This window comes from Mycobacterium sp., assembly GCF_050700595.1.
Lineage (GTDB): Bacteria > Actinomycetota > Actinomycetes > Mycobacteriales > Mycobacteriaceae > Mycobacterium.
Window position 1 is genome coordinate 46400 of sequence record NZ_JBOHHI010000232.1, and the last position, 21907, is coordinate 68306.

A 21907-nucleotide genomic window follows, 5' to 3' on the forward strand; every position below is an offset into this window, starting at 1 on the left:
GTGGCCGTGATGAAGCAACAACTGGTATTCGAGGCTCCTCGCCGCGGGTTGCCGCCAAAGCATCTGGCCGACCTCGACGAGGCGGGCCGTGCCGCCGCCGTCGCCGAACTCGGCCTGCCGGCGTTTCGGGCCAAACAGCTCGCACACCAGTACTACGGGCGGCTGATCGCCGACCCGCGGCAGATGACCGATTTACCGGCGGCGGTTCGCGACCGGGTGGCCGAGGTGCTGTTCCCGGAGTTGCTGACCGCTGCCCGTGACATCTCCTGCGATGCCGGGCAGACCCGTAAGACGCTGTGGCGGGCGGCCGACGGCACCAGCTTCGAATCGGTGCTGATGCGTTATCCGCGACGCCACACGGTGTGTATTTCGTCGCAGGCAGGCTGTGGGATGGCCTGTCCGTTCTGCGCGACGGGGCAGGGTGGGCTGAACCGTAACCTGTCGACCGCCGAGATCGTCGAACAGGTGCGGGCCGCCGCCGCGGCGCTGCGCGACGACTGGGGCGATCGGTTGTCCAATGTGGTTTTCATGGGCATGGGCGAGCCGCTGGCCAACTACCCCAGGGTGGTGGCCGCGGTGCGCTGCATCACCGGGGCGCCGCCAGATGGGTTCGGCATCTCGGCGCGGTCGGTGACCGTGTCGACCGTCGGCCTGGCACCGGCGATCCGCAAGCTGGCCGACGAACGGCTCGGTGTGACGCTGGCCCTGTCGCTGCACGCGCCCGACGACGAACTGCGAAACACGCTGGTGCCCATCAACAATCGGTGGAAGGTCGGCGAGGCTCTGCAGGCCGCCCGCTACTACGCCGACGTGACACGGCGGCGAGTATCGGTCGAATACGCGCTGATCCGCGACGTCAACGACCAGCCGTGGCGGGCCGACCTGCTGGGTAAGCTGCTGCATCGTGCGCTGGGTCGGCTGGCGCATGTGAACGTCATCCCGCTCAACCCGACGCCGGGCAGCGACTGGGATGCCAGCCCCAAACCCGTGCAGCGCGAATTTGTCCGGCGGATCCGCGGCCGCGGCGTGTCCTGCACGGTGCGAGACACCCGCGGCCGCGAGATTGCGGCCGCGTGCGGCCAGTTGGCCGCCGACGGGTGAACCGAATCGCCCGGGTTTACGTCACCAAGACGTAGCCTTCGCGAAGGGGTTCGTGATGAGAATTCGCCTTTTGTCCCCGGTGAAAGCGTTTGCGGCGAGCGTCGTTGCGACCGCACTGCTCTTCGGTCTGAGCGCGGCACCTGCTGCGCTGGCGGCCGACGATCGTCTGCAATTCACCGGTACCACGCTCAGCGGTGCTCCTTTCGACGGCGCGAGTTTGCAGGGCAAGCCGGCCGTGCTGTGGTTCTGGACACCATGGTGTCCGTTCTGCAATGCCGAGGCCCCGGGCGTAAGCCAGGTGGCGGCGGCGAATCCGACGGTCACCTTCGTGGGTATTGCGGCGCACTCGGGTGGGGCGGCGATGCAGAACTTCGTCTCCAAATACAACCTCAACTTCACAAACCTCAATGACGCCGACGGGTCAATCTGGGCGCGCTACAACGTGCCCTGGCAGCCGGCATATGTGTTCTATCGGGCAGACGGCAGCTCCACGTTCGTGAACAACCCCACGTCGGCCATGTCCCCGCAGGAGCTGTCGGACCGGGTGACTGCGCTCACGGCGTAAGCCGCCTGCATGGACCAACGTCTGATCGGCTTGGCCTTCGCCGCCGGATTGGTCGCTGCGCTGAATCCGTGCGGTTTTGCCATGCTGCCCGGTTATTTGGTTCTGGTGGTCCGTAGAGAGGGAAGCGAGGGAAGTAGGACCGGTACGCCGACGGTGTTGGCTTCGGTCGGTCGCGCCCTGACGGCCACGGTGGGGATGGCACTGGGGTTTTTGACGGTGTTCGGCGTGTTCGCAGCGCTCACCATATCAGCGGCCACGGCGGTGCAGCGATACCTGCCCTACCTCACCGTGGTAGTCGGTATCGTCCTTGTTGCCCTTGGGATTTGGCTGTTATTAGGCCGTGAGGTCACACTGTTGACACCGGGTGCAGCGCGATGGGCGCCGACCGTCCGGCTCGGGTCGATGTACGGCTACGGCGTCAGCTATGCGATCGCTTCGCTGTCGTGCACCATCGGCCCGTTTCTGGCCGTCACGGCGGCGGGCTTTCGCCGCGGCTCGCTTGCCCAGGGGGTGTCGATCTATCTCGCCTACATCGCCGGCCTCAGCCTCGTCGTTGGTGTGCTGGCGGTCGCTGCCGCTTTCGCGAGTTCGACGCTGGTGACCCGGCTGAGGCGAGTTCTGCCGTTCGTCAACCGGATCGGCGGCGTGCTGCTGGTCCTGGTCGGGCTGTACGTGGGTTATTACGGCCTCTACGAGGTGCGTCTGCTCGACGCCCATGGCAACCCGGGAGATTCGGTGATCGCGGCCGCAGGCCGCCTGCAAGGCATGCTGGCCGGCTGGGTGCACCGACATGGCGCATGGCCGTGGGTGCTGGCGTTCGCTGTGCTGATGGTCGGCGCGCTCGCCACCGCCTGGTATCGACGGGCCCGGCGGTAGTTGATAGCTGCGTCGCGTCTCGGCCGCCGACGGGTGATCGCTACCTGAGCCGGCCTCGCCGTCGGCCCCACCAGTCGCGCACGGTGACGAAGAGCACCAGCGCGGCGAAGCTGATCAAAAACCAGTCCTCGACGTGGCCGACGTGGTTGCCGCGAATCATCAACAGCAGAAATCCGGCGATGCACAGCCCCACGATGTGCCAGGTCCGGTGGTTGATCCGGCTCCAGCCCCATTTTGCGGACGGCACTTCGGCGGTGTCGACGCCGGCGTCGCGGTTCACCTCGGTACCGACCACGGCGACTCCTTCGGTTGCGACTGGCTTGCAGACTGATGACGCCTCGACATTCTGGCACATCCCGGTTTGCCCGTCGGCTGGCTCGGGGTTCGCAGACGCGACATCCGCGGCACAATAGGTGGGTGACGAACCGCCGCCGCAAGGTCCTGGTGCTGGGCAGTACCGGCTCCATCGGCACCCAGGCACTGGAGGTCATCGCCGCCAATCCGGATCGCTTCGAGCTGGTCGGGCTGGCCGCCGGCGGCGCCAGTCCCGACCTGCTCGCACGCCAGCGCGCCGAGACCGGGGTGACCAATGTCGCCGTCGCCGACGAGCGCGCGGCCCAGGCGATCGGCCAGGTCAGCTACTGCGGACCCGAGGCGGTCACCCGGCTGGTCGAGAACACCGACGCCGACGTCGTCCTCAACGCGCTGGTCGGTGCGCTGGGCCTGCGCCCGACGCTGGCCGCGCTGGCGAGCGGGGCCACGCTGGCGCTGGCCAACAAGGAGTCGCTGATCGCCGGCGGCCCGCTGGTGCTGCAGGCGGCAGCACCGGGGCAGATCGTGCCGGTCGACTCCGAGCACTCCGCGCTGGCCCAATGCCTGCGCGGCGGTACCGGCGGCGAGGTCGCCAAACTGGTGCTCACCGCCTCCGGCGGACCATTCCGCGGCTGGTCGGCGGCCGACCTCGAAAACGTCACCCCGGAGCAGGCCGGCGCGCATCCCACCTGGTCGATGGGGCCGATGAACACGCTGAACTCCGCGTCGCTGGTCAACAAGGGGCTCGAGCTGATCGAAACCCACCTGCTGTTCGGCATCGGCTACCAGCGCATCGAGGTCGTCGTCCACCCGCAGTCAATCGTGCATTCGATGGTCACGTTCACCGACGGGTCGACGATCGCGCAGGCCAGCCCGCCGGACATGAGACTGCCCATCTCGTTGGCGCTGGGCTGGCCGGACCGGGTACCCGGCGCGGCCGCCGCCTGCGACTTCTCCACGGCGTCGAGCTGGGACTTCGAGCCGCTGGACGCCGACGTTTTCCCCGCCGTCGAGTTGGCCCGCCGGGCCGGCCAGGCCGGCGGTTGCCTGACCGCGGTCTACAACGCCGCCAACGAAGAGGCCGCCGCGGCTTTTTTCGCCGGTCGGATCGGGTTCCCCGCGATCGTGCGCACCATCGCCGACGTGTTGCACGCCGCCGACCAATGGGCGGTCCCACCCGCTACCGTGGATGACGTACTCGACGCGCAGCGGTGGGCCCGCGAACGGGCGCGGCACGCGGTCGAAACGGGCGGTCCGAGAAAGGTGACACCAACCCGATGATGTTCGTTGTCGGCATCGTGCTGTTCGCGGTTGCCATCCTGGTCTCGGTCGCGCTGCACGAGTGCGGCCATATGTGGGTGGGGCGTGCCACCGGCATGCGGGTGCGGCGCTACTTCGTCGGCTTCGGCCCGACGCTGTGGTCGACGCGGCGCGGCGGCACCGAATACGGCCTCAAGGCGATTCCGGCGGGCGGCTTCTGCGACATCGCCGGGATGACGGCCATGGAGGAGCTGGCACCCGACGAGCGGGACCGCGCCATGTACAAGCAGAAAACCTGGAAGCGCACCGCAGTGTTGCTGGCCGGCCCCGGGATGAACTTCGTCATCGGCCTGCTGCTGATCTATGTCATGGCGGTAGTCTGGGGCCTGCCCAACCTGCATCCGCTCACCTCGGCTGTAGTTGGTGAAACCGCCTGTGTCACACCAGAAATCACCAAAGGCCAGTTCGCGCAATGCAACGGTGTCGGACCCGCGTACCAGGCTGGGATCCGCCCCGGCGACATCGTCGTCAAAGTCGGCGACACCCCGGTGGGCAACTTCGCCGAGATGGCTGCCGCGATCCGCAATCACACCGGGCCCACCCCGATCGTCGTCGAGCGCGACGGCACCCGGATGACCCTGTCCGTCGACGTCACACCTGCGCAACGGTGGATCGGGGGCAGCGACACACCGTCGAAAGTCGGCATGATCGGTGTGGCGCCGAAGATCTACCCGCCCATGCACTACAACGTGGCCACCGCCGTTCCGGCCGCCTTCGTCTTCACCGGCGATTTGAGCGTTGAACTCGGTAAGGCGCTGGCCACCATCCCGACCAAGGTCGGTGCGCTGGTGCAGGCGATAGGCGGCGGCCCGCGCAGCGAAGATACCCCGATCAGCATCGTCGGCGCATCGATCATCGGCGGCGATACCGTCGACCACGGAGTGTGGGAGGCGTTCTGGTTCTTCCTGGCCCAGCTGAACTTCATCTTGGGCGCACTCAACCTGCTGCCGTTGCTGCCGTTCGACGGCGGCCACATCGCCATCGCGTTCTACGAGAAGATCCGCAACATGATCCGCTCGACCCGTGGCATGGTCGCGGCCGCGCCGGTGAACTATCTCAAACTCATGCCGGCCACCTACGTAGTCTTGGTGCTGGTCGTCGGCTACATGCTGTTGACGGTGACCGCCGATCTGGTCAACCCGATCAGGCTGTTCCAGTAGGAACCCACCCCACTAGGAGAGGCAATGACCGTCGGCTTAGGAATGCCGGCATCACCCGAAGCCACGTTGGCGCCGCGGCGCAAGACGCGTCAGCTGATGGTCGGCGAGATCGGGGTGGGCAGCGATTACCCGATTTCGGTGCAGTCGATGTGCACCACCAAGACCCACGACGTCAACGCGACACTGCAGCAGATCGCCGAGTTAACCGCCACTGGTTGCGACATCGTGCGGGTGGCCTGCCCGCGCCAGGAGGACGCCGACGCGCTGGGCGAGATTGCCCGGCACAGCCAGATTCCGGTGATCGCCGACATCCACTTCCAGCCCAAATACATCTTCGCCGCGATCAATGCGGGGTGCGCGGCGGTGCGGGTCAACCCGGGCAACATCAAGGAATTCGACGGGCGGGTCGGCGAGGTGGCCAAGGCCGCCGGTGCGGCCGGTGTCCCGATCCGCATCGGCGTCAACGCCGGCTCGCTGGATAAGCGGTTCATGGAGAAGTACGGCAAGGCCACCCCGGAGGCGCTGGTGGAGTCGGCGCTGTGGGAGGCATCGCTGTTCGAAGAACACGGCTTCGGCGACATCAAGATCAGTGTCAAGCACAACGATCCGGTCGTGATGGTCAAGGCCTACGAGCTGCTGGCCGCCCAGTGCGACTACCCGCTGCACCTGGGCGTCACCGAGGCCGGGCCGGCCTTCCAGGGCACGATCAAATCCGCGGTCGCGTTCGGCGCCCTGTTGTCGCGGGGCATCGGCGACACCATCCGGGTGTCGCTGTCGGCGCCGCCGGTCGAGGAGGTCAAGGTCGGCAACCAGATCCTGGAGTCGCTGAACCTGCGGCCCCGGTCGCTGGAGATCGTGTCCTGTCCGTCGTGCGGGCGCGCGCAGGTCGATGTCTACACGCTGGCCAACGAGGTCAGCGCGGGTCTGGAGGGGCTCGAGGTGCCGTTGCGCGTCGCGGTGATGGGCTGCGTCGTCAACGGCCCGGGGGAGGCGCGCGAGGCCGACCTCGGCGTCGCGTCGGGCAACGGCAAGGGACAAATCTTCGTGCGCGGCAAGGTGATCAAGACGGTACCCGAGTCGCAGATCGTCGAGACACTGATCGAGGAGGCCATGCGGCTGGCCGGCGAAATGGGTCAGGAACGGGGAATCGAACACGGCCCGGACGCGACTGCGAGCGGTCCGCCGGTTGTGACCGTAAGCTGATGGGGGTCTGTTCGGACCGCCTGCTCGCAGAAAGAGTCACTATGTCGGCTCCGCCCATCCCTAGTGCGGTCGACGAGCGACGGGTGTCGGTGGTGCGCGATGCCGCCGCGGTGCACCGCGTCCTCGACCACGACCCGATCGGCTCGTGCATGGTTGCCGCGCGGATCGCCGATCACGGCATCGATCCGGGCGCGCTCGGCGCCGAACTGTGGACCCGGCGCGGCGCCGCCGAGTCGTTGTGTTACGCCGGTCCCAACCTGATTCCGCTGCGGGGCGGGTCGGCCGACTTGGACACGTTCGCCGATGCGGCGATGCGCGCGTCGCGGCGTTGCTCCTCGCTGGTGGGTCGGGCCGAGTTGGTGATGCCGTTGTGGCAGCGGCTCGAGCCGGCGTGGGGTCCGGCCCGCGATGTCCGTGACCGTCAGCCACTGATGGCGTTGGACTCGATGCCCAGCTGCGAGATCGACCCGGGCGTGCGGCAGGTGCGGCTCAGCGAGATCGACGCCTACCTGGTGGCGGCCGTCGACATGTTCATCGGTGAGGTGGGCGTCGACCCGCGACTGGGCGACGGGGGCCGCAGTTACCGCCGCCGGGTGGCCAACCTCATCAGCGCGGGTCGAGCATGGGCCCGGTTCGAGCACGGTCGGGTCGTTTTCAAAGCAGAAGTGGGATCGCAATCTCCGGCGGTCGGCCAGATCCAAGGGGTCTGGGTTCACCCCGAACGGCGTGGCCGGGGTCTGGGCACGGCCGGCACCGCGACCCTGGCCGCGGTGATCGTCGGCACCGGGCGCATCGCGAGCCTCTACGTCAACGCCTTCAATACGGTGGCCCGGGCCTCGTACTCCCGGGTCGGCTTCGCCGAGGTCGGCACCTTCGCCACCGTGCTGCTGGACTGAGCGGTCGAGTGTGAATCCCTGGCGCCGGGTGTGCATCCTGGGCGGGTTTCGCGGCGTGTAGGCACCCTGAGCTCACACTCGAAGCCCTGAGCTCACACTCGCGAGCAAAGCTGACGTCACGGTTTGGTCTCGGTGCGCCTCCGACCATCGACTGCCTACCGTTCGTAACATCAGCCTCAATGGCAACTCTAAGATCACTAGTCACAGTTTTCTCCGCCGTGCTTCTCGCGGTTGCTGCTTTGCCGGCCTGCACTCCGCGCCCGGACGGCCCCGGCCCGGCGGCCGAACGGTTCTTCGCAGCACTGGCCACGGGCGACACCGCGGCGGCCGCCGAGCTCACCGACGACGCCAGCGATGCCCGGGAGGCACTCAACGCGGCATGGGCCGGACTGCAGGCCACCCACCTGGACGCGCAGATCCTCGGCTCGCACTACACCGAGGACACCGGCACCGTGGGCTACCGCTACACCTGGCAGCTACCGAAGAACCGCAGCTGGACTTACGACGGCCAGCTGAAGATGGTGCGCGACGAGGGGCGCTGGCAGGTGCGCTGGACTACCACCGGATTGCATCCGCGGCTCGGCGAGCATCAGACGTTCGCGCTGCGGGCCGACCCGCCGCGGCGTGCCGGGGTCAACGAAGTCGGCGGTACCGACGTGCTGGCGCCCGGGTACCTCTACCACTACTCATTGGATGCTCGGCGCGCCGGTGAGCAGCTGATCCAGACGGCCCATGCGGTGGTGGAGGCCCTGCATCCCTTTGATGACACCCTCGACCCGCAACTACTCGCCGAACAGGCCAGCTCCTCGCCGACCCCGTTGGACCTGGTCACGCTGCGCATCGACGACAACAACAACGTCGCGGCCGCGATCGGCGAGCTGCCCGGCGTGGTGATCACCCCGCAGGCCGAGCTGTTGCCGACCGACGATCGGTTCGCGCCCGCGCTGATCAGCGAGGTGAAAAAGGCGGTGGTCAACGAACTCGACGGCCAGGCCGGCTGGCGGGCGGTCAGCGTGAACCAGAACGGCGTCGACGTCGCGGTGCTGCACGAGGTGGAGCCGTCACCGGCGCCGTCGATCTCGATCAGCCTGGATCGTGCCGTGCAGGACGCCGCTCAGCACGCCGTGGACACCCAACCCGGTAAGGCGATGATCGTGGCGATCAGGCCGTCGACCGGCGAGATGTTGGCCGTCGCACAAAACAACGCCGCAAACGCCGACGGCCCGGTCGCCACCACCGGCCTGTACCCGCCGGGTTCGACGTTCAAGATGGTCACCGCGGGTGCGGCCCTCGAGCGGGATATGGCCACCCCGAACACCCTGCTGGGCTGTCCCGGCGAGATCGACATCGGGCATCGCAGGATTCCCAACTACGGCGGGTTCGATCTGGGCGTGGTGCCGATGTCGCGGGCGTTCGCCAGCTCGTGCAACACCACGTTCGCCGAACTGGCCAGCCGGATGCCGCCCCGCGGTTTGACGCAGGCCGCCGCCCGCTATGGCATTGGACTGGACTACCAGGTGGACGGCATCACCACGGTGACCGGCTCGGTGCCGCCGACGGTCGATCGGGCCGAACGCACCGAAGACGGCTTCGGCCAGGGCAAGGTGCTGGTCAGCCCGTTCGGCATGGCGCTGGTCGCGGCCACGGTGGACGCCGGGAAAACCCCGGTACCGAAACTCATCGAGGGACACCCGACGACCATCGCCGGCGATACCGCGCCGATCAGCGAGAAGATGCTCGGCGGGCTGCGTCCGATGATGCGGCTGGTGGTGACCAACGGCACCGGCAAGGACATCGCCGACTGCGGTGTGGTGTTCGGGAAGACCGGTGAAGCCGAAATTCCCGGTGGATCGCATTCCTGGTTCGCCGGGTACCGCGGTGACATGGCGTTTGCGGCGCTGATCGTCGGGGGCGGCAGCTCGGAGTACGCGGTCCGGATGGCCAAGCGGATGTTGCAGGGGCTACCCGGCGACTATCTGGCCTGATTGCCCAGCGACGCGCACAGTCGGCGGCGGTAAATTGGTACCGCTATGACGCGCCCCGACCAACTGACCGAGCTCCGCGTGTCGGATGCCGACCGCAACGGCACGCTGCGCCGCCTGCACAACGCGGTCGCGCTCGGGCTGATCGATATCGATGAGTTCGAGCAACGCTCGTCGCGGGTGTCGTATGCGCGCACCCGCAATGACCTGGACAGCCTGGTGACAGATTTACCCGGACCGGGTGCGATCGTCACCTGCGCGGCCGATCGGGTCGAGCTGCGCGGCTGGGTGGGATCGCTCAAGCGTCGCGGCGAGTGGATGGTGCCGACGCGGCTGGCCCTGGTGCGCAGGCTGGGGTCGTGCGAATTGGACCTGGTGCATGCCCGGTTCGCCGGGCCGGTGGTCGTCATCGAACTCGACATGAAGTTCGGTTCGGTCGAGATCCGGCTGCCCGACGGCGCCAGCGCCTCCATCGACGACGTCGAGGTCTATGTCGGCAGCGCGAGCGACCGCCGTAAGAACGCGCCCGCCGAGGGGATACCGCACGTGGTGCTGACCGGCCGGGTGGTGTGCGGCTCGGTCGTGATCCGCGGGCCGCGGCGGTCATTGCTGCGCCGGCGCTGAGGAGATGGCACGCCAGTAAGCTTGCGACATGCCTGTGCGTAGTGCGTTGTCCCCCGGCGTGCTGTCCCCGACACTGCCGGTACCCACGTCGATTCCGCGCCCGGAATACGTCGGTAAGCCGACCGCGGCCGAGGGTAGCGAGCCGTGGGTGCAGACACCCGAGGTGATCGAGAAGATGCGCATCGCCAGCCGGATCGCAGCCGGCGCGCTCGCCGCGGCGGGCAAGGCGGTCGCGCCCGGGGTGACGACCGACGAGTTGGACCGCATCGCACACGACTACATGGTCGAGGCCGGCGCCTATCCCTCGACGCTGGGCTACAAGGGTTACCCGAAGTCGTGCTGCACGTCGCTGAACGAAGTCATCTGCCACGGCATTCCGGACTCGACTGTGATCGAGGACGGAGACATCGTCAACATCGACGTCACCGCCTACATCGACGGCGTCCACGGCGACACCAACGCGACATTTCTGGCCGGCGATGTTTCCGAGGAGCATCGGCTGCTCGTCGAGCGCACCCGGGAGGCGACGATGCGGGCGATCAAGGCCGTCAAACCGGGCCGGTCGTTGTCGGTGGTCGGCCGGGTCATCGAGTCGTACGCAAACCGCTTCGGATACAACGTGGTTCGCGACTTCACCGGGCACGGCATCGGCACCACGTTCCACAACGGGCTGGTGGTGCTGCACTACGACCAGCCCTCGGTCAGTACAGTCCTCGAGCCTGCGATGACGTTCACCATCGAGCCGATGATCAACCTCGGCGCGGTCGACTACGAAATCTGGGACGACGGCTGGACGGTGGTCACCAAGGATCGCAAGTGGACCGCGCAGTTCGAGCACACACTGCTGGTCACCGACACCGGCGCCGAAATCCTCACATGTCTCTAGCGCTCGCCACGCAAAAGTGAGTGGCGCGCTGCTGGTCGCCGGCACCAGTTCCGACGCCGGGAAGTCCATGGTGGTCGCGGGACTGTGCCGGCTGCTGGCCCGCAAGGGTATTCGGGTCGCGCCATTCAAGGCGCAGAACATGTCGAACAACTCCGCGGTCACCGTCGAAGGCGGCGAGATCGGCCGGGCGCAGGCGGTGCAGGCTCGCGCGGCCGGCCTGGCGCCCAGCGTCAGGTTCAACCCGATCCTGCTCAAACCCGGTAGCGACCGAACATCGCAGCTGGTGATCCGCGGGCAGGTGGCCGACTCGGTCACCGCGGCCGACTACTGGGCGCATCGCGATCGGCTCTGCGGCGTCGTAACCGACGAACTAGCAAGCCTGCAAGCCGAATTCGACGCGGTGATCTGCGAGGGCGCGGGCTCGCCGGCCGAAGTCAATTTGCGCGCAACCGATGTGGCCAACATGGGACTGGCCCGGGCAGCGCGCCTGCCGGTGATTCTGGTCGGCGACATCGACCGCGGCGGGCTGTTGGCTCATCTGTTCGGGACGGTGGCGGTGCTCGAACCCGACGATCAGGCGCTCATCGCCGGGTTCATCGTCAACAAATTCCGCGGCGACCCCGCACTGCTGGCGCCCGGCCTGCGACAACTGGCCGACCTCACCGGACGTCCCACCTACGGGGTGCTGCCCTATGCCGACGAAGTTTGGCTGGACGCCGAGGACTCGGTCTCGGTGCTGGCCCACCGGGTGCTGGGCACACCGCAACCGCCGCGGGGACGACAATGGCTGCGCGTCGCCGCGCTGCGTCTGCCGCGGATCTCCAACTCCACCGACGTCGAGGCGCTGGCGTGTGAGCCCGGGGTGCTGGTGCGCTGGGTGACCGAACCCGCCGACCTCGCCGACGCCGACGTGATCGTGCTGCCCGGCAGTAAGGCCACCATCGCCGACCTGCGCTGGGTGCACGAGCGCGGGCTAGCCCAGGCCGTCGTCGGCCACGCGGCCGCGGGCCGGGTGGTGCTGGGGATCTGCGGTGGCTTCCAGATGCTGTGCCGCTCGATCGACGATCCGGTCGAAACCCGATCCGGGCGTGTCGACGGGCTGGGCCTGCTGAACGCCGACATCGTGTTCACCCCCGACAAGGTGCTGCGCCGCTGGCCGCCGAATGGTTATGAGATCCACCACGGGCGGGTGGTGCGCTGCGCCGAGACCACCTGGTTCGAGGCGGACGGAGCGCCGCAGGGGTACTGCCGCGCTTCTGTGTACGGCACGCATTGGCACGGGCTGTTCGACAACGACGTGTTCCGGCGGGAGTGGTTGCGCCGCGCGGCCGCCGCGGCGGGCCGGGACGGCTTCGTCGTGGCCGACGACGTCGACGTGTCGGCGCGCCGTGACGCCCAGCTCGATCTGATGGCGGATCTGTTGGCCGTGCACGTCGACATCGACGCCGTCGCCGGCCTGCTGCATGACGGACCTCCGCCGCGGCCGACGCTCGTCGTCGGCCGGAAACCAGCATGAGAAAGTGCGAAAACGCTCACCGCCCAGGCCGATTAGCTGTAATTTGCACGAATGCCTTCGACGATGATGACCACCATCGACGGCTTCGCGATCGAGGTCGGCGTCGCAGGTCCGGAAAACGGCTCCGCCGTGCTGGTGCTCGGCGCCGCGCAGCGCGCGCCGGCCGCCTACGACCCGGTGTGCGAGCGGCTGCATACCGCGTCGCTGCGCACGATCGTCATCGGTCCTGATCCGCGGTTGAGCGCCAAGTCGGTGGTCGGCATTCTCGACGTGCTCGACATCGACTGGGCGGTGCTGGTCGGTGATCGCATCGGGGCCGAGCTGGCCTGGGAGTTGGCGGCGACCCGGTTGGACCGCTTCACCGGTCTGGTGGTTATCGACCGCGGGCATCCACGGATGGCCGATCTGGCCGGCGTCATCCGCGACGAGCACTGCCCACCGGTGGAGATCAACACCACCGCGCTGGTCAGTACCCCGGCCGCGCAGGCGGTGGCCCGGGCCAGCCAGCGATATGTCTTGGGTGAGTTCCGCGTGGTGGAGCTGCTGGGCCGGCGCAATGTCGCGGAGTCGACGGCGCAGCTGGCCGCCGAGATCGTGCTGCGCACCAGCACCTGGTGACCGACGTCTGGCGAAATGCTGTCCCAGGATGACCTCGCGCGGCTGGTCGCCGCCGGTGATATCGACACGGTTATCGTCGCGTTCACCGACATGCAGGGCCGGCTGGTGGGGAAGCGGGTGTCGGGCCGGTATTTCGTCGATGAGGTGGCCACTCGCGGCGCCGAGTGCTGCAGTTACCTGCTCGCCGTCGACGTCGAGATGAACCCCGTCGCCGGTTACCCGATGTCGAGCTGGGGCACGGGTTACGGCGACATGGTGATGAGGCCGGACCTGGCCACGCTTCGGCTGATGCCCTGGCTGCCCGGTACGGCGCTGGTAGTGGCCGATCTGGTCTGGCACGACGGCGGGCCTGTCGCCGCCGCTCCGCGCCGTGTGCTGCGCTGCCAGCTTGACCGGTTGAGTCGGCACGGCCTGCGCGCCTATGTCGCCACCGAGCTCGAGTTCCTGGTGTTCGACGAGACCTACCGCCAGGCGTGGGCCAGCGGCTACCGCGGGCTGATGCCGGCCAGCGACTACAACATGGACTATTCGGTGCTGGCCTCGACCCGCATCGAGCCGCTGCTACGCGATATCCGAAGTCAAATGCAGGCCGCCGGTCTGCGCTGGCACAGCGCCAAGGGGGAGTGCAATAGGGGTCAGCAGGAGATCGTGTTCAACTATGACGATGCGCTGGTCACCTGCGACAACCACAGCGTCTACAAGAACGGCGCCAAGGAGATCGCCGGCCAGCACGGCAAATGCTTGACATTCATGGCGAAATACGACGAACGGGAAGGCAGCAGCTGTCACATCCACATTTCGCTTCGGTCGGCGGACGGCTCCGCGACGTTCGCCGACGACAGCCAACCGGACGGCATGTCGGCGACGTTCCGCAGTTTCGTCGCGGGCCAGTTGGCCACGGTGCGGGAGCTGACGTTGTTCTATGCGCCGAACATCAACTCTTACAAGCGGTTCGCGGACCGCAGCTTCGCACCTACGGTGGTTGCGTGGGGACCCGATAACCGGACGTGCGCGCTGCGCGTCGTCGGTCGTGGGCGCGACCTGCGGATGGAATGCCGGGTGCCCGGCGGCGATGTCAACCAGTACCTGGCGGTCGCAGCCCTGATCGCCGGTGGGTTGCACGGTATCGAACAGGGCCTGCAGCTGCCGGAGCCTTGCATCGGCAATGCCTACGACAGCGACGCCGAACGGCTACCCGGCACACTGACCGAGGCCGCCGCGCTCTTCGGTGGATCAGCCGTCGCGCGGCAGGCGTTCGGCGAGGACGTCGTGACGCACTACCTGAACAATGCGCGTGCCGAGGCCGCGGCGTTCAACGCCGCGGTCACCGATTGGGAGCGGAGGCGTGGCTTTGAGCGCCTCTAGGCCGCCGGTAATCGGCATGACGACCTATCTGGATCAGGCCCAGACGGGCATTTGGGACGTTCGGGCCAGCTTTTTGCCCGCCGCCTACTTTCAGGGCGTCACGCTGACCGGCGGGGTGGCAACGCTGCTGCCGCCGCAGCCGGTGGACGTCGACATCGCCAACCGGGTGCTCGACGGCCTGGACGGCCTGTTGCTCACCGGAGGTAAGGACGTCGATCCCGCCGCCTACGGGCAGCAGCGGCACCCGACCACCGATGAGCCCGGCACGCAGCGCGACGACTGGGAATTCGCGCTGCTGCGCGAGGCGCTCAAGCGGGAGCTGCCGGTGTTGGGCATCTGTCGCGGCGCTCAGGTACTCAACGTCGCGTTCGGCGGAACGCTGCATCAGCATCTGCCCGACGTCATCGGGCACGACGGGCATCGGGCCGGCAACGCCGTTTTCACCACGCTGAGCGCGCGCACGGTGCCCGGCACCCGGCTGGCGGGGCTGCTGGGGGAGAACGCCGACGTGCGGTGCTATCACCATCAGGCCATCGCCGAGGTCGGCGACGGCCTGGTTGTCAGCGCATGGGACGCCGACGGTGTGATCGAGGCGCTCGAACTGCCCGGGGAGCGTTTCGTGCTGGCCGTACAGTGGCATCCGGAGGAAAGCCTCGACGATCTGCGGCTCTTCGCGGCGGTCGTGGATGCGGCACGGCCGTATGCCAGCGAGCGAGTGAGCAGATGAGCTCAGATCTGAGCCAGCGGCTTTCGGGCAAGGTCGCCGTCGTCACCGGCGCAGGCGGCGGCATCGGCCTGGCGTCGGCACGACGGCTGCATGTCGAAGGAGCCACCATCGCCGTCGGCGACATCGACCAGCGGGCTGGCGCGGCGGCTGCCGACGAATTGGGCGGTTTGTTTGTGCCGGTGGATGTTTCGGATGAAGCCGCCGTCAACACGCTGTTCGATACCGCGGCGGAACGCTATGGGTCGGTCGATATCGCGGTCAACAACGCCGGCATCTCGCCACCGGAGGACGAGCTGATCGAGAACACCGAGCAGCCCGTGTGGCAGCGGGTGCAAGACGTCAACCTGAAATCGGTGTACCTGTGCTGCCGGGCGGCGTTGCGGCACATGGTGCCTGCCGGCCGTGGTTCGATCGTCAACGTCGCCTCGTTCGTTGCGGTGATGGGGTCGGCGACATCGCAGATCTCCTACACCGCGTCCAAGGGCGGGGTGCTGGCCATGACCCGCGAGCTCGGCGTCCAGTTCGCCCGCGAGGGCATCCGGGTCAACGCCCTGTGCCCGGGGCCGGTCAGCACGCCGCTGCTGCGCGAGCTGTTCGCCAAGGATCCCGAGCGGGCCGCGCGCCGCCTGGTCCACGTGCCCATGGGCCGGTTCGGCGAGCCCGAGGAGATCGCCGCCGCCGTGGCCTTCCTGGCCAGCGACGACTCCTCGTTCATGACCGCGTCGTCGTTCCTGGTGGACGGTGGCATCAGCGGGGCCTACGTGACGCCTTTGTAGGCTGGCGTCATGCCACCACCGATACGTCCGCTGATCGGGATCAGCTCCTACCGCGAAACGGCCCGCTGGAGCACCTGGGACAGGCTCGCCGTCCTGCTCCCCGAGCGCTACGCGGCCAGCGTGGCCGCGGCCGGGGCCATCCCGGTGCTGCTGCCGCCGCTGGCCGGGATCGAGGCCGTGACCGGCCGCCTGGACGGCCTGGTGCTGTCCGGCGGCGGGGACATCGACCCGGCCCGCTACGGCGCGCCGCGCGACCCCAGCTCCGGGCCGGCCAACCCGGCCCGCGACGACGCCGAGCTGGCCCTGGTCAGCGCCGCGCTGGAGCAGCGGCTGCCGGTGCTCGGCATCTGCCGCGGCATGCAGGTCATGAACGTGGCCCTGGGCGGCACGCTGCACCAGCACCTGCCCGACCTGGTCGGCAACGACAGCCACTCTCCCGAGGCCAGCGGCTACGGGCAGCACGAGGTCCGGGTCGCGCCGGGCAGCCGGCTGGCCTCGATCCTGCACCGCACCGACCTGACCGACCACCTGCCGGTCGTCGTGCCCACCCATCACCACCAGGCCGTCGACCAGCTCGGCAGCGGGCTGACCGCCACCGCGTGGACCGCCGACGGCATCATCGAGGCGGCCGAGCTGAGCCCGGCGCAGCATCCGTTCGCGGTGGCCGTCCAGTGGCACCCCGAGGCCGGAGAGGACCTGAGCCTGTTCACGGCTTTGGCCGCCGCGGCCGCCGTGCCGGCCTCGGAGCCCGTCAGGGCCTGACCCGGCCCACCCCCGGGCGGCCGAGGCCCGTTAGCCTGCTCTGCCATGGCCTCAGACACAAGCGACGATCGGCAGAACCCGGCCGGCGAGGGCACCGGGGCAGACGCCAAGCCGGAAGAGCCGCAGGACGACCTGGTCACCACCCACCACGAGATCACGGTCGACAGCGCGGCGGGGCGCCCTAGAAGCACTGCGCTGCCGTACACGGTCCAGGCCGGGCGGGTCGTGCTGCGCAAGGAGCAGATCGGCGACGACGAGTTCGCCGGGGCCAAGGCGACCGCCGAGGTGTTCGTGGTCGCCTACACCGCTGATAACGCCGACAGCGCCGCCGCCAAGGCCCGACGCCCTGTGACGTTCGCGTTCAACGGCGGCCCCGGCTCCTCGAGCGTCTGGCTGCACCTGGGCCTGCTCGGCCCGCGCCGGGTGATGATGGGCGACGCCGGCGCGCTGCTGCCGCCGCCCTACGGCCTGGCCGACAACTCCCAGACCCTGCTGCGCCACTCCGACCTGGTGTTCATCGACCCGGTCTCGACCGGCTTCTCCCGCGCCGTCAAGGGCGGCAAGTCCGGCGACTTCCACGGCTTCGGCGCGGACATCGAGTCGGTCGGCGAGGTCATCCGGCTGTGGACGACCCGCGAGGACCGCTGGATGTCGCCCAAGTACCTGTGCGGCGAGTCCTACGGCACCACCAGGGCGGCGGGCCTGGCCCGTCATCTGCAGGAACGCTACGGGATGTACCTGAACGGCCTGATGCTGATCTCCGCCTTCCTGGACGGCGGCACGACCGAGTTCAACGCGGGCAACGACGACGCCTACGTGTACTACCTGCCCACCTACGCCGCGATCGCGCACTACCACGGGCGGCACGGCGACCGGCCGCTGCGCGAGGTGCTGGACGACGCGCAGGCCTACGCCGGCGGCGAGTACCTGCAGGTGCTCAGCCGCGGCGCCCGGCTGACCGCCGGGGAGCGGTCGGCCGCGGTGGCCCGGGTGGCCGCGCTGACCGGGCTGTCGGAGGACTACGTCGACCGGGTCAACCTGCGGCCCGAGCACATCCGCTTCTTCACCGAGCTGCTGCGCGCGCAGCGGCGCACCGTGGGCCGCCTGGACGGCCGGTTCACCGGCTGGGACGCGGACTACGGGCGGGAGCAGTGGGCCAGCGACCCGTCCATGGACGCCATCATCGGCCCCTACTCGGCGGCCCTGAACCACTACGTGCGCGGCGAGCTGGAGTACCACAGCGACCTGCCGTATGAGGTGCTGAGCAGCCACGTGCACCCGTGGTCGTACAAGGAGTTCGAGGCCGCCCACGTGTACGTGGCCGACAAGCTGGCCGCGGCCATGCGCACCAATCCGCACATGCGGGTCCGCGTGGACTGCGGCTACTACGACGGGGCCACCCCGTACGCCGCGTCCGAGCACACCTTCGCCCACCTGGAGATCCCGGCCGAGCTGGCTCAGAACATCGAGTTCGGCTACTTCGAGGCCGGTCACATGATGTACGTGCACGAGCCGAGCCGCCTCGAGCAGTCCGCCCAGCTCGCCCGGTTCGTGACGGTCGGCTAGCGGACCCTAGACTCACGAGCGTGAGCAGCGCTCCGGCCGTCGAGATCAGCGGCCTGGTCAAGCAGTACGGCAGAAAGGCCGCCGTGGCCGGCCTGTCGCTGACCGCCGCGCGCGCCCGGGTGACCGCGATCCTGGGCCCCAACGGGGCCGGCAAGACCACCACCATCGAGACCTGCGAGGGCTACCGGCGGCCCGACGGCGGCACCGTCCGGGTGCTGGGCCTCGACCCGGCGCGAGACGCCCGCGAGCTGCGGCCCAGGGTCGGCGTGATGCTCCAGTCCGGCGGCATCCCCACCGCGGCCAGGGCGGCCGAGTACCTGGGCGTGCTGGCCCGCTTCTACGCCCGCCCCATCGACCCGGACCTGCTGATCGCCCGGCTCGGGCTGGAGTCCTGCGGGCGCACCCCCTACCGGCGGCTGTCCGGCGGCCAGCAGCAGCGGCTGTCCCTGGCCGCCGCCGTGATCGGCCGCCCGGAGCTGGTGTTCCTGGACGAGCCCACGGCCGGCCTGGACCCCCAGGCCCGGCACGCCACCTGGGAGCTGATCGAGGACCTGCGGGCCGCGGGCACCGCGGTGATCCTGGCCACGCACTACATGGAGGAGGCCGAGCGGCTGGCCGACCACATCGTGATCGTGGACCACGGCGAGGTCGCCGTGGCCGGGACGCTGGCCGAGCTGTGCGGCTCGTCCGGGCAGCTGCGGTTCCGGGCCGAGCCCGGCCTGGACCTCGACGCGCTCGTCTCGGCGCTGCCCGCGGGCAGCGCGGCCAAGGAGTCGCCGGCCGGCCACTACATGATCGAGGTGACCGACGGCGTCGATCCCCGGCTGGTGGCCTCGGTCACGGCCTGGTGCGCCGACCACGGCATCCTGGCCCAGAGCCTGCGGATCGAGAGCCGCACGCTGGAGGACGTGTTCCTGGAGCTGACCGGACGGGAGTTGCGGTCGTGACCGACTTCGCCGGCCCCGCCGAGAGGGGGCCAGGGGTGACCGGGCCTGACGTGACCGGGCCCGGGGTGACCGGGCCGGGAGCGACCGGGCCGGGAGCGACCGGATCCCGGGTGCCCGGTGCCAGCCGGCCCGGCGACGCCGCGGGCTGGCCGCCGCCCGCGCCGGGCGCGGCGCCGCTGGCCCGCATGATCCGGGCCGAGGCCGGCCTGGAGCTGCGCTTCCTGCTGCGCAACGGCGAGCAGCTGCTGCTGACGCTGATCATCCCGGTGCTGCTGCTCCTGGCCTTCGGCCACGAGCCGCTGGTGGCCATCCACGGCAGCCGGATCGACTTCGTGGTGCCCGGCATCCTGGCCCTGGCCGTGCTGTCCACCGCGTTCACCAGCCAGGCCATCTCCACCGGGTTCGAGCGCCGGTACGGGGTGCTCAAGCGGCTCGGCGCCACCCCGCTGTCACGCGGCGGGCTGATCGGGGCCAAGACCCTGACCGTGCTGGCCGTCGAGGTCCTCCAGGTGGTGATCATCTGCGCGCTCGGCGCGGTGCTCGGCTGGCGGCCGGACACCAGCCCGGCCGGGGTGGCGTTCGCGGTCGCGCTGCTGCTGGCCGGGACGGCGGCGTTCAGCGGGCTGGCCCTGCTGCTGGCCGGGACGCTGCGCGCGGAGGCCACGCTGGCCGCCGCGAACCTCATCTACCTGGTCATGCTGGGCATCGGCGGCGTGCTGTTCCCGCTGGCCAGGTTCCCGGCCGGGATCCGGCCCGAGCTGCGGCTGCTGCCCGCCGGCGCGCTGGCCGACGGCCTGCGCGCGACGCTGGCCCACGGCGGCGGCCTGCCCGGCCTGGACCTGCTGGTACTGCTGGCCTGGGCGGTGGCCGCCATCGCCATCGCGGCCCGCACGTTCCGCTGGGAGTAGCGCGAAGGCGACCCGCCGGGAGTAGCGCAAAGGCGGACCCGGCCGTTCATGACCACGGAAATCGGTCCGCGATAGTCGCGGCTGGACTTCCGCGATCATGAAGCCACGGCTCGGCCGGTGTCATCAACGGGACATCCAGTACATGGCCGGCGTTTGGGTTAGGGGACGCTCGATGTAACGGTGATCGCCGGGCGCTTCTACGATGGGGCTCGTGCCCGCACACCTCGACTCGCCTCATCCGGTCCCGGCGGCCGCCCCGGCGACGGCCCGCGGCGGCTGGCCCGGCTGGGTCCGGAAGGCGGCGGACACGGTGCTGGCGCCCTCCGCCGTGGCCATGCGCCGGTACGCGCTGGCCGGAGTGCTGGCGTCGGTGTTCATCATCCTGACCGGCGCCGCGGTCCGGCTCAGCCAGTCCGGGCTGGGCTGCCCGGACTGGCCGCAGTGCACCGCGCACAGCCTGGTGGCCGGCGGCGTCCACGGCGACTCGCTGGTCCACCGGTGGATCGAGTTCGGCAACCGGCTGGTGACTGACGCCATATTCGTGATCGCCGTGCTGGTCTTCGTGGCCGCCTGGCGGTACAAGTCCGGCCCCGAGGGCCGGCGGCGCCGCGACCTGGTCTGGCTGGCCGCCGCCCAGCCGGGGGCGATCGTGGCCCAGGCGATCATCGGCGGCATCGTCGTGCTGACCAAGCTCAACCCGGGCTGGGTCTCGGTGCACTACCTGGCCTCGGCGGCGCTGGTCGCGGCGGCGGTGGCGCTGTACGTCCGGTGCCAGGAGGGCACCGGCCCGGCCCGGCCGCTGGCCCGGCCGGAGGTCCGGCTGATCTCGCTGGCCGTGATCGGCGCCGTGGCGCTGATGCTGGCGGCCGGCACGGTGGTGACCGGGACCGGGCCGCTGGCCGGGGCCCGGTCGGTGCCCAGGTACCCGCTGCCGATGACCGGGGTGACCCAGCTGCATGCCGACATCGGCTGGCTGCTGGGCGGCCTGGTCATCGCGCTGGTCCTGGCGCTGCGGCTGTCCTCAGCGCCGCGCCGGGCAGTCTGGCTGGGCTGGCTGCTGCTGGTCCTGGTCGGGGTGCAGGGCAGCATCGGCTACGGGCAGTACTTCAGCGGCCTGCCGGCGGGCGTGGTCTGGGTGCACGAGGTCGGCGCGGCCGCGATCTGGGTCACCGCGCTGCTGCTCCCCTACGCCCTGCGTGAGCGGGCCCCGGGCTTCACCGACGGTTCACAGGCACGCCCGGCCGCCAGAAACCCAGCCGGGATAGGGTCAATCGGTGGGGAGGAGCCGCCGCGCACGGCCGTCCCGTCCCCGACGTTGTTTTCCGCTTCTGAGCCATCCGCATCCGATCGAGACAGAGCAGAGGGGGCCTGAGCCGACGTGAGCAGTGACACGCCTGGAGCCGGGCTGGAATGGTCGCAGGCTGACAAGCGGGCCGTAGACCTGGTCCGGGTCCTGGCGATGGACGCGGTCCAGAAGGTCGGCAACGGCCACCCGGGCACGGCCATGAGCCTGGCCCCCGCGGCCTACCTGCTCTACCAGCGCGTGATGCGGCACGACCCGGCCGACCCGGCGTGGCCGGGGCGGGACCGGTTCGTGCTGTCCTGCGGCCACTCCAGCCTGACCCTCTACATCCAGCTCTACCTGTCCGGGTACCCCGGCATGACGCTGGCCGACCTGGAGGCGCTGCGCACCTGGGGCAGCCACACCCCCGGCCACCCCGAGCACTGGCACACGCCCGGCGTGGAGGCCACCACCGGCCCGCTGGGCCAGGGCCTGGGCATGGCGGTCGGCATGGC

Annotated in this window: 21 protein-coding genes and 1 pseudogene; 21 read left to right on the plus strand and 1 reads right to left on the minus strand. The window is 69.5% G+C overall.

Translation table 11 applies throughout. The features are described from left to right. Positions 1–9: 9 nt before the first annotated feature. The 3 genes from rlmN to ACRDTL_RS21195 are packed head-to-tail and all read left to right on the plus strand — an operon-like array spanning position 10 to position 2542. Positions 10–1101, plus strand: coding sequence for a 23S rRNA (adenine(2503)-C(2))-methyltransferase RlmN (rlmN, locus tag ACRDTL_RS21185; protein ID WP_431508656.1), 1092 nt, complete (start codon positions 10–12; stop codon positions 1099–1101). A gap of 55 nt (positions 1102–1156) precedes the next feature. After that, on the plus strand, positions 1157–1666 hold the full coding sequence (locus ACRDTL_RS21190) for a protein disulfide oxidoreductase (RefSeq protein WP_431508657.1): 510 nt from the start codon (positions 1157–1159) through the stop codon (positions 1664–1666). 9 nt (positions 1667–1675) lie between these two features. Then, on the plus strand, positions 1676–2542 hold the full coding sequence (locus ACRDTL_RS21195; protein WP_431508658.1) for a cytochrome c biogenesis CcdA family protein: 867 nt from the start codon (positions 1676–1678) through the stop codon (positions 2540–2542). 40 nt (positions 2543–2582) lie between these two features. Here the strand turns inward: ACRDTL_RS21195 and ACRDTL_RS21200 are convergent, their stop codons facing one another. Next, positions 2583–2837: a DUF2631 domain-containing protein gene (locus ACRDTL_RS21200; RefSeq protein WP_431508659.1), complete on the minus strand. Its 255-nt coding sequence runs from the start codon at positions 2835–2837 to the stop codon at positions 2583–2585. A 122-nt stretch (positions 2838–2959) separates the two neighbouring features. Between ACRDTL_RS21200 and dxr the strand changes: the two genes are divergently transcribed. From dxr to ACRDTL_RS21290, 18 genes and pseudogenes are all read left to right on the plus strand, one after another. Then, positions 2960–4135 carry a 1-deoxy-D-xylulose-5-phosphate reductoisomerase gene (gene dxr / locus ACRDTL_RS21205; RefSeq protein ID WP_431508660.1) on the plus strand — a complete coding sequence of 392 codons (1176 nt, stop codon included), beginning with the start codon at positions 2960–2962 and terminating at the stop codon, positions 4133–4135. After that, positions 4132–5334 (plus strand): M50 family metallopeptidase, encoded by a 1203-nt coding sequence (locus ACRDTL_RS21210; RefSeq protein WP_431508661.1) that lies wholly within the window; start codon positions 4132–4134, stop codon positions 5332–5334. The genes dxr and ACRDTL_RS21210 overlap by 4 nt, the downstream gene beginning before the upstream one ends. A 24-nt stretch (positions 5335–5358) precedes the next feature. Beyond that, positions 5359–6537 (plus strand): flavodoxin-dependent (E)-4-hydroxy-3-methylbut-2-enyl-diphosphate synthase, encoded by a 1179-nt coding sequence (gene ispG, locus ACRDTL_RS21215; RefSeq protein ID WP_431508662.1) that lies wholly within the window; start codon positions 5359–5361, stop codon positions 6535–6537. Positions 6538–6578: 41 nt separating this feature from the next. Continuing rightward, positions 6579–7433 carry a GNAT family N-acetyltransferase gene (locus ACRDTL_RS21220; RefSeq protein ID WP_431508663.1) on the plus strand — a complete coding sequence of 285 codons (855 nt, stop codon included), beginning with the start codon at positions 6579–6581 and terminating at the stop codon, positions 7431–7433. A 179-nt stretch (positions 7434–7612) separates the two neighbouring features. Beyond that, entirely contained in the window at positions 7613–9418 is a 1806-nt protein-coding gene (locus ACRDTL_RS21225) for a penicillin-binding transpeptidase domain-containing protein (protein WP_431508664.1), read from the plus strand. Between the two features lie 45 nt (positions 9419–9463). After that, complete coding sequence (locus ACRDTL_RS21230) at positions 9464–10039, plus strand: DUF1707 SHOCT-like domain-containing protein (RefSeq protein ID WP_431508665.1); 576 nt, start codon at positions 9464–9466, stop codon at positions 10037–10039. A 28-nt stretch (positions 10040–10067) separates the two neighbouring features. Next, positions 10068–10925 (plus strand): type I methionyl aminopeptidase, encoded by an 858-nt coding sequence (map, locus tag ACRDTL_RS21235; RefSeq protein ID WP_431508666.1) that lies wholly within the window; start codon positions 10068–10070, stop codon positions 10923–10925. Between the two features lie 16 nt (positions 10926–10941). Further along, entirely contained in the window at positions 10942–12441 is a 1500-nt protein-coding gene (locus tag ACRDTL_RS21240; RefSeq protein ID WP_431508667.1) for a cobyric acid synthase, read from the plus strand. A 51-nt stretch (positions 12442–12492) separates the two neighbouring features. After that, positions 12493–13059: an alpha/beta fold hydrolase gene (locus ACRDTL_RS21245; protein WP_431508668.1), complete on the plus strand. Its 567-nt coding sequence runs from the start codon at positions 12493–12495 to the stop codon at positions 13057–13059. Between the two features lie 15 nt (positions 13060–13074). Continuing rightward, positions 13075–14424 (plus strand): glutamine synthetase family protein, encoded by a 1350-nt coding sequence (locus tag ACRDTL_RS21250; protein WP_431508669.1) that lies wholly within the window; start codon positions 13075–13077, stop codon positions 14422–14424. Positions 14425–14440: 16 nt separating this feature from the next. Further along, on the plus strand, positions 14441–15151 hold the full coding sequence (locus tag ACRDTL_RS21255) for a gamma-glutamyl-gamma-aminobutyrate hydrolase family protein (RefSeq protein WP_431508670.1): 711 nt from the start codon (positions 14441–14443) through the stop codon (positions 15149–15151). Beyond that, positions 15148–15927: a 3-oxoacyl-ACP reductase gene (locus ACRDTL_RS21260; protein ID WP_431508671.1), complete on the plus strand. Its 780-nt coding sequence runs from the start codon at positions 15148–15150 to the stop codon at positions 15925–15927. The genes ACRDTL_RS21255 and ACRDTL_RS21260 overlap by 4 nt, the downstream gene beginning before the upstream one ends. 9 nt (positions 15928–15936) lie before the next feature. Beyond that, the gene (locus ACRDTL_RS21265; protein WP_431508672.1) at positions 15937–16689 is read left to right on the plus strand and encodes a gamma-glutamyl-gamma-aminobutyrate hydrolase family protein; all 753 of its coding nucleotides are present in this window, start codon (positions 15937–15939) and stop codon (positions 16687–16689) included. 45 nt (positions 16690–16734) lie between these two features. Next, entirely contained in the window at positions 16735–18255 is a 1521-nt protein-coding gene (locus ACRDTL_RS21270; protein WP_431508673.1) for a S10 family peptidase, read from the plus strand. Between the two features lie 20 nt (positions 18256–18275). After that, a complete protein-coding gene (locus ACRDTL_RS21275) occupies positions 18276–19202 on the plus strand; it encodes an ABC transporter ATP-binding protein (RefSeq protein WP_431508674.1) in 927 nt (308 codons plus the stop codon). Next, positions 19199–20110, plus strand: coding sequence for an ABC transporter permease (locus ACRDTL_RS21280; RefSeq protein ID WP_431508675.1), 912 nt, complete (start codon positions 19199–19201; stop codon positions 20108–20110). Before ACRDTL_RS21275 ends, ACRDTL_RS21280 begins: the two co-directional genes overlap by 4 nt. Before the next feature lie 211 nt (positions 20111–20321). Continuing rightward, positions 20322–21482 (plus strand): COX15/CtaA family protein, encoded by a 1161-nt coding sequence (locus ACRDTL_RS21285; RefSeq protein WP_431508676.1) that lies wholly within the window; start codon positions 20322–20324, stop codon positions 21480–21482. A 6-nt stretch (positions 21483–21488) separates the two neighbouring features. Beyond that, positions 21489–21907 (plus strand): annotated as a pseudogene (locus ACRDTL_RS21290) (transketolase); the annotation flags it as partial.

Bases quoted from the DNA above. Each gene is read 5' to 3' on its own strand.
- rlmN (WP_431508656.1), top strand. From the start codon at position 10: ATGAAGCAACAACTGGTATTCGAGGCTCCTCGCCGCGGGTTGCCGCCA.
- ACRDTL_RS21190 (WP_431508657.1), top strand. From the start codon at position 1,157: ATGAGAATTCGCCTTTTGTCCCCGGTGAAAGCGTTTGCGGCGAGCGTC.
- ACRDTL_RS21195 (WP_431508658.1), top strand. From the start codon at position 1,676: ATGGACCAACGTCTGATCGGCTTGGCCTTCGCCGCCGGATTGGTCGCT.
- ACRDTL_RS21210 (WP_431508661.1), top strand. From the start codon at position 4,132: ATGATGTTCGTTGTCGGCATCGTGCTGTTCGCGGTTGCCATCCTGGTC.
- ispG (WP_431508662.1), top strand. From the start codon at position 5,359: ATGACCGTCGGCTTAGGAATGCCGGCATCACCCGAAGCCACGTTGGCG.
- ACRDTL_RS21220 (WP_431508663.1), top strand. From the start codon at position 6,579: ATGTCGGCTCCGCCCATCCCTAGTGCGGTCGACGAGCGACGGGTGTCG.
- ACRDTL_RS21225 (WP_431508664.1), top strand. From the start codon at position 7,613: ATGGCAACTCTAAGATCACTAGTCACAGTTTTCTCCGCCGTGCTTCTC.
- ACRDTL_RS21230 (WP_431508665.1), top strand. From the start codon at position 9,464: ATGACGCGCCCCGACCAACTGACCGAGCTCCGCGTGTCGGATGCCGAC.
- map (WP_431508666.1), top strand. From the start codon at position 10,068: ATGCCTGTGCGTAGTGCGTTGTCCCCCGGCGTGCTGTCCCCGACACTG.
- ACRDTL_RS21245 (WP_431508668.1), top strand. From the start codon at position 12,493: ATGCCTTCGACGATGATGACCACCATCGACGGCTTCGCGATCGAGGTC.
- ACRDTL_RS21250 (WP_431508669.1), top strand. From the start codon at position 13,075: ATGCTGTCCCAGGATGACCTCGCGCGGCTGGTCGCCGCCGGTGATATC.
- ACRDTL_RS21255 (WP_431508670.1), top strand. From the start codon at position 14,441: ATGACGACCTATCTGGATCAGGCCCAGACGGGCATTTGGGACGTTCGG.
- ACRDTL_RS21260 (WP_431508671.1), top strand. From the start codon at position 15,148: ATGAGCTCAGATCTGAGCCAGCGGCTTTCGGGCAAGGTCGCCGTCGTC.
- ACRDTL_RS21265 (WP_431508672.1), top strand. From the start codon at position 15,937: ATGCCACCACCGATACGTCCGCTGATCGGGATCAGCTCCTACCGCGAA.
- ACRDTL_RS21270 (WP_431508673.1), top strand. From the start codon at position 16,735: ATGGCCTCAGACACAAGCGACGATCGGCAGAACCCGGCCGGCGAGGGC.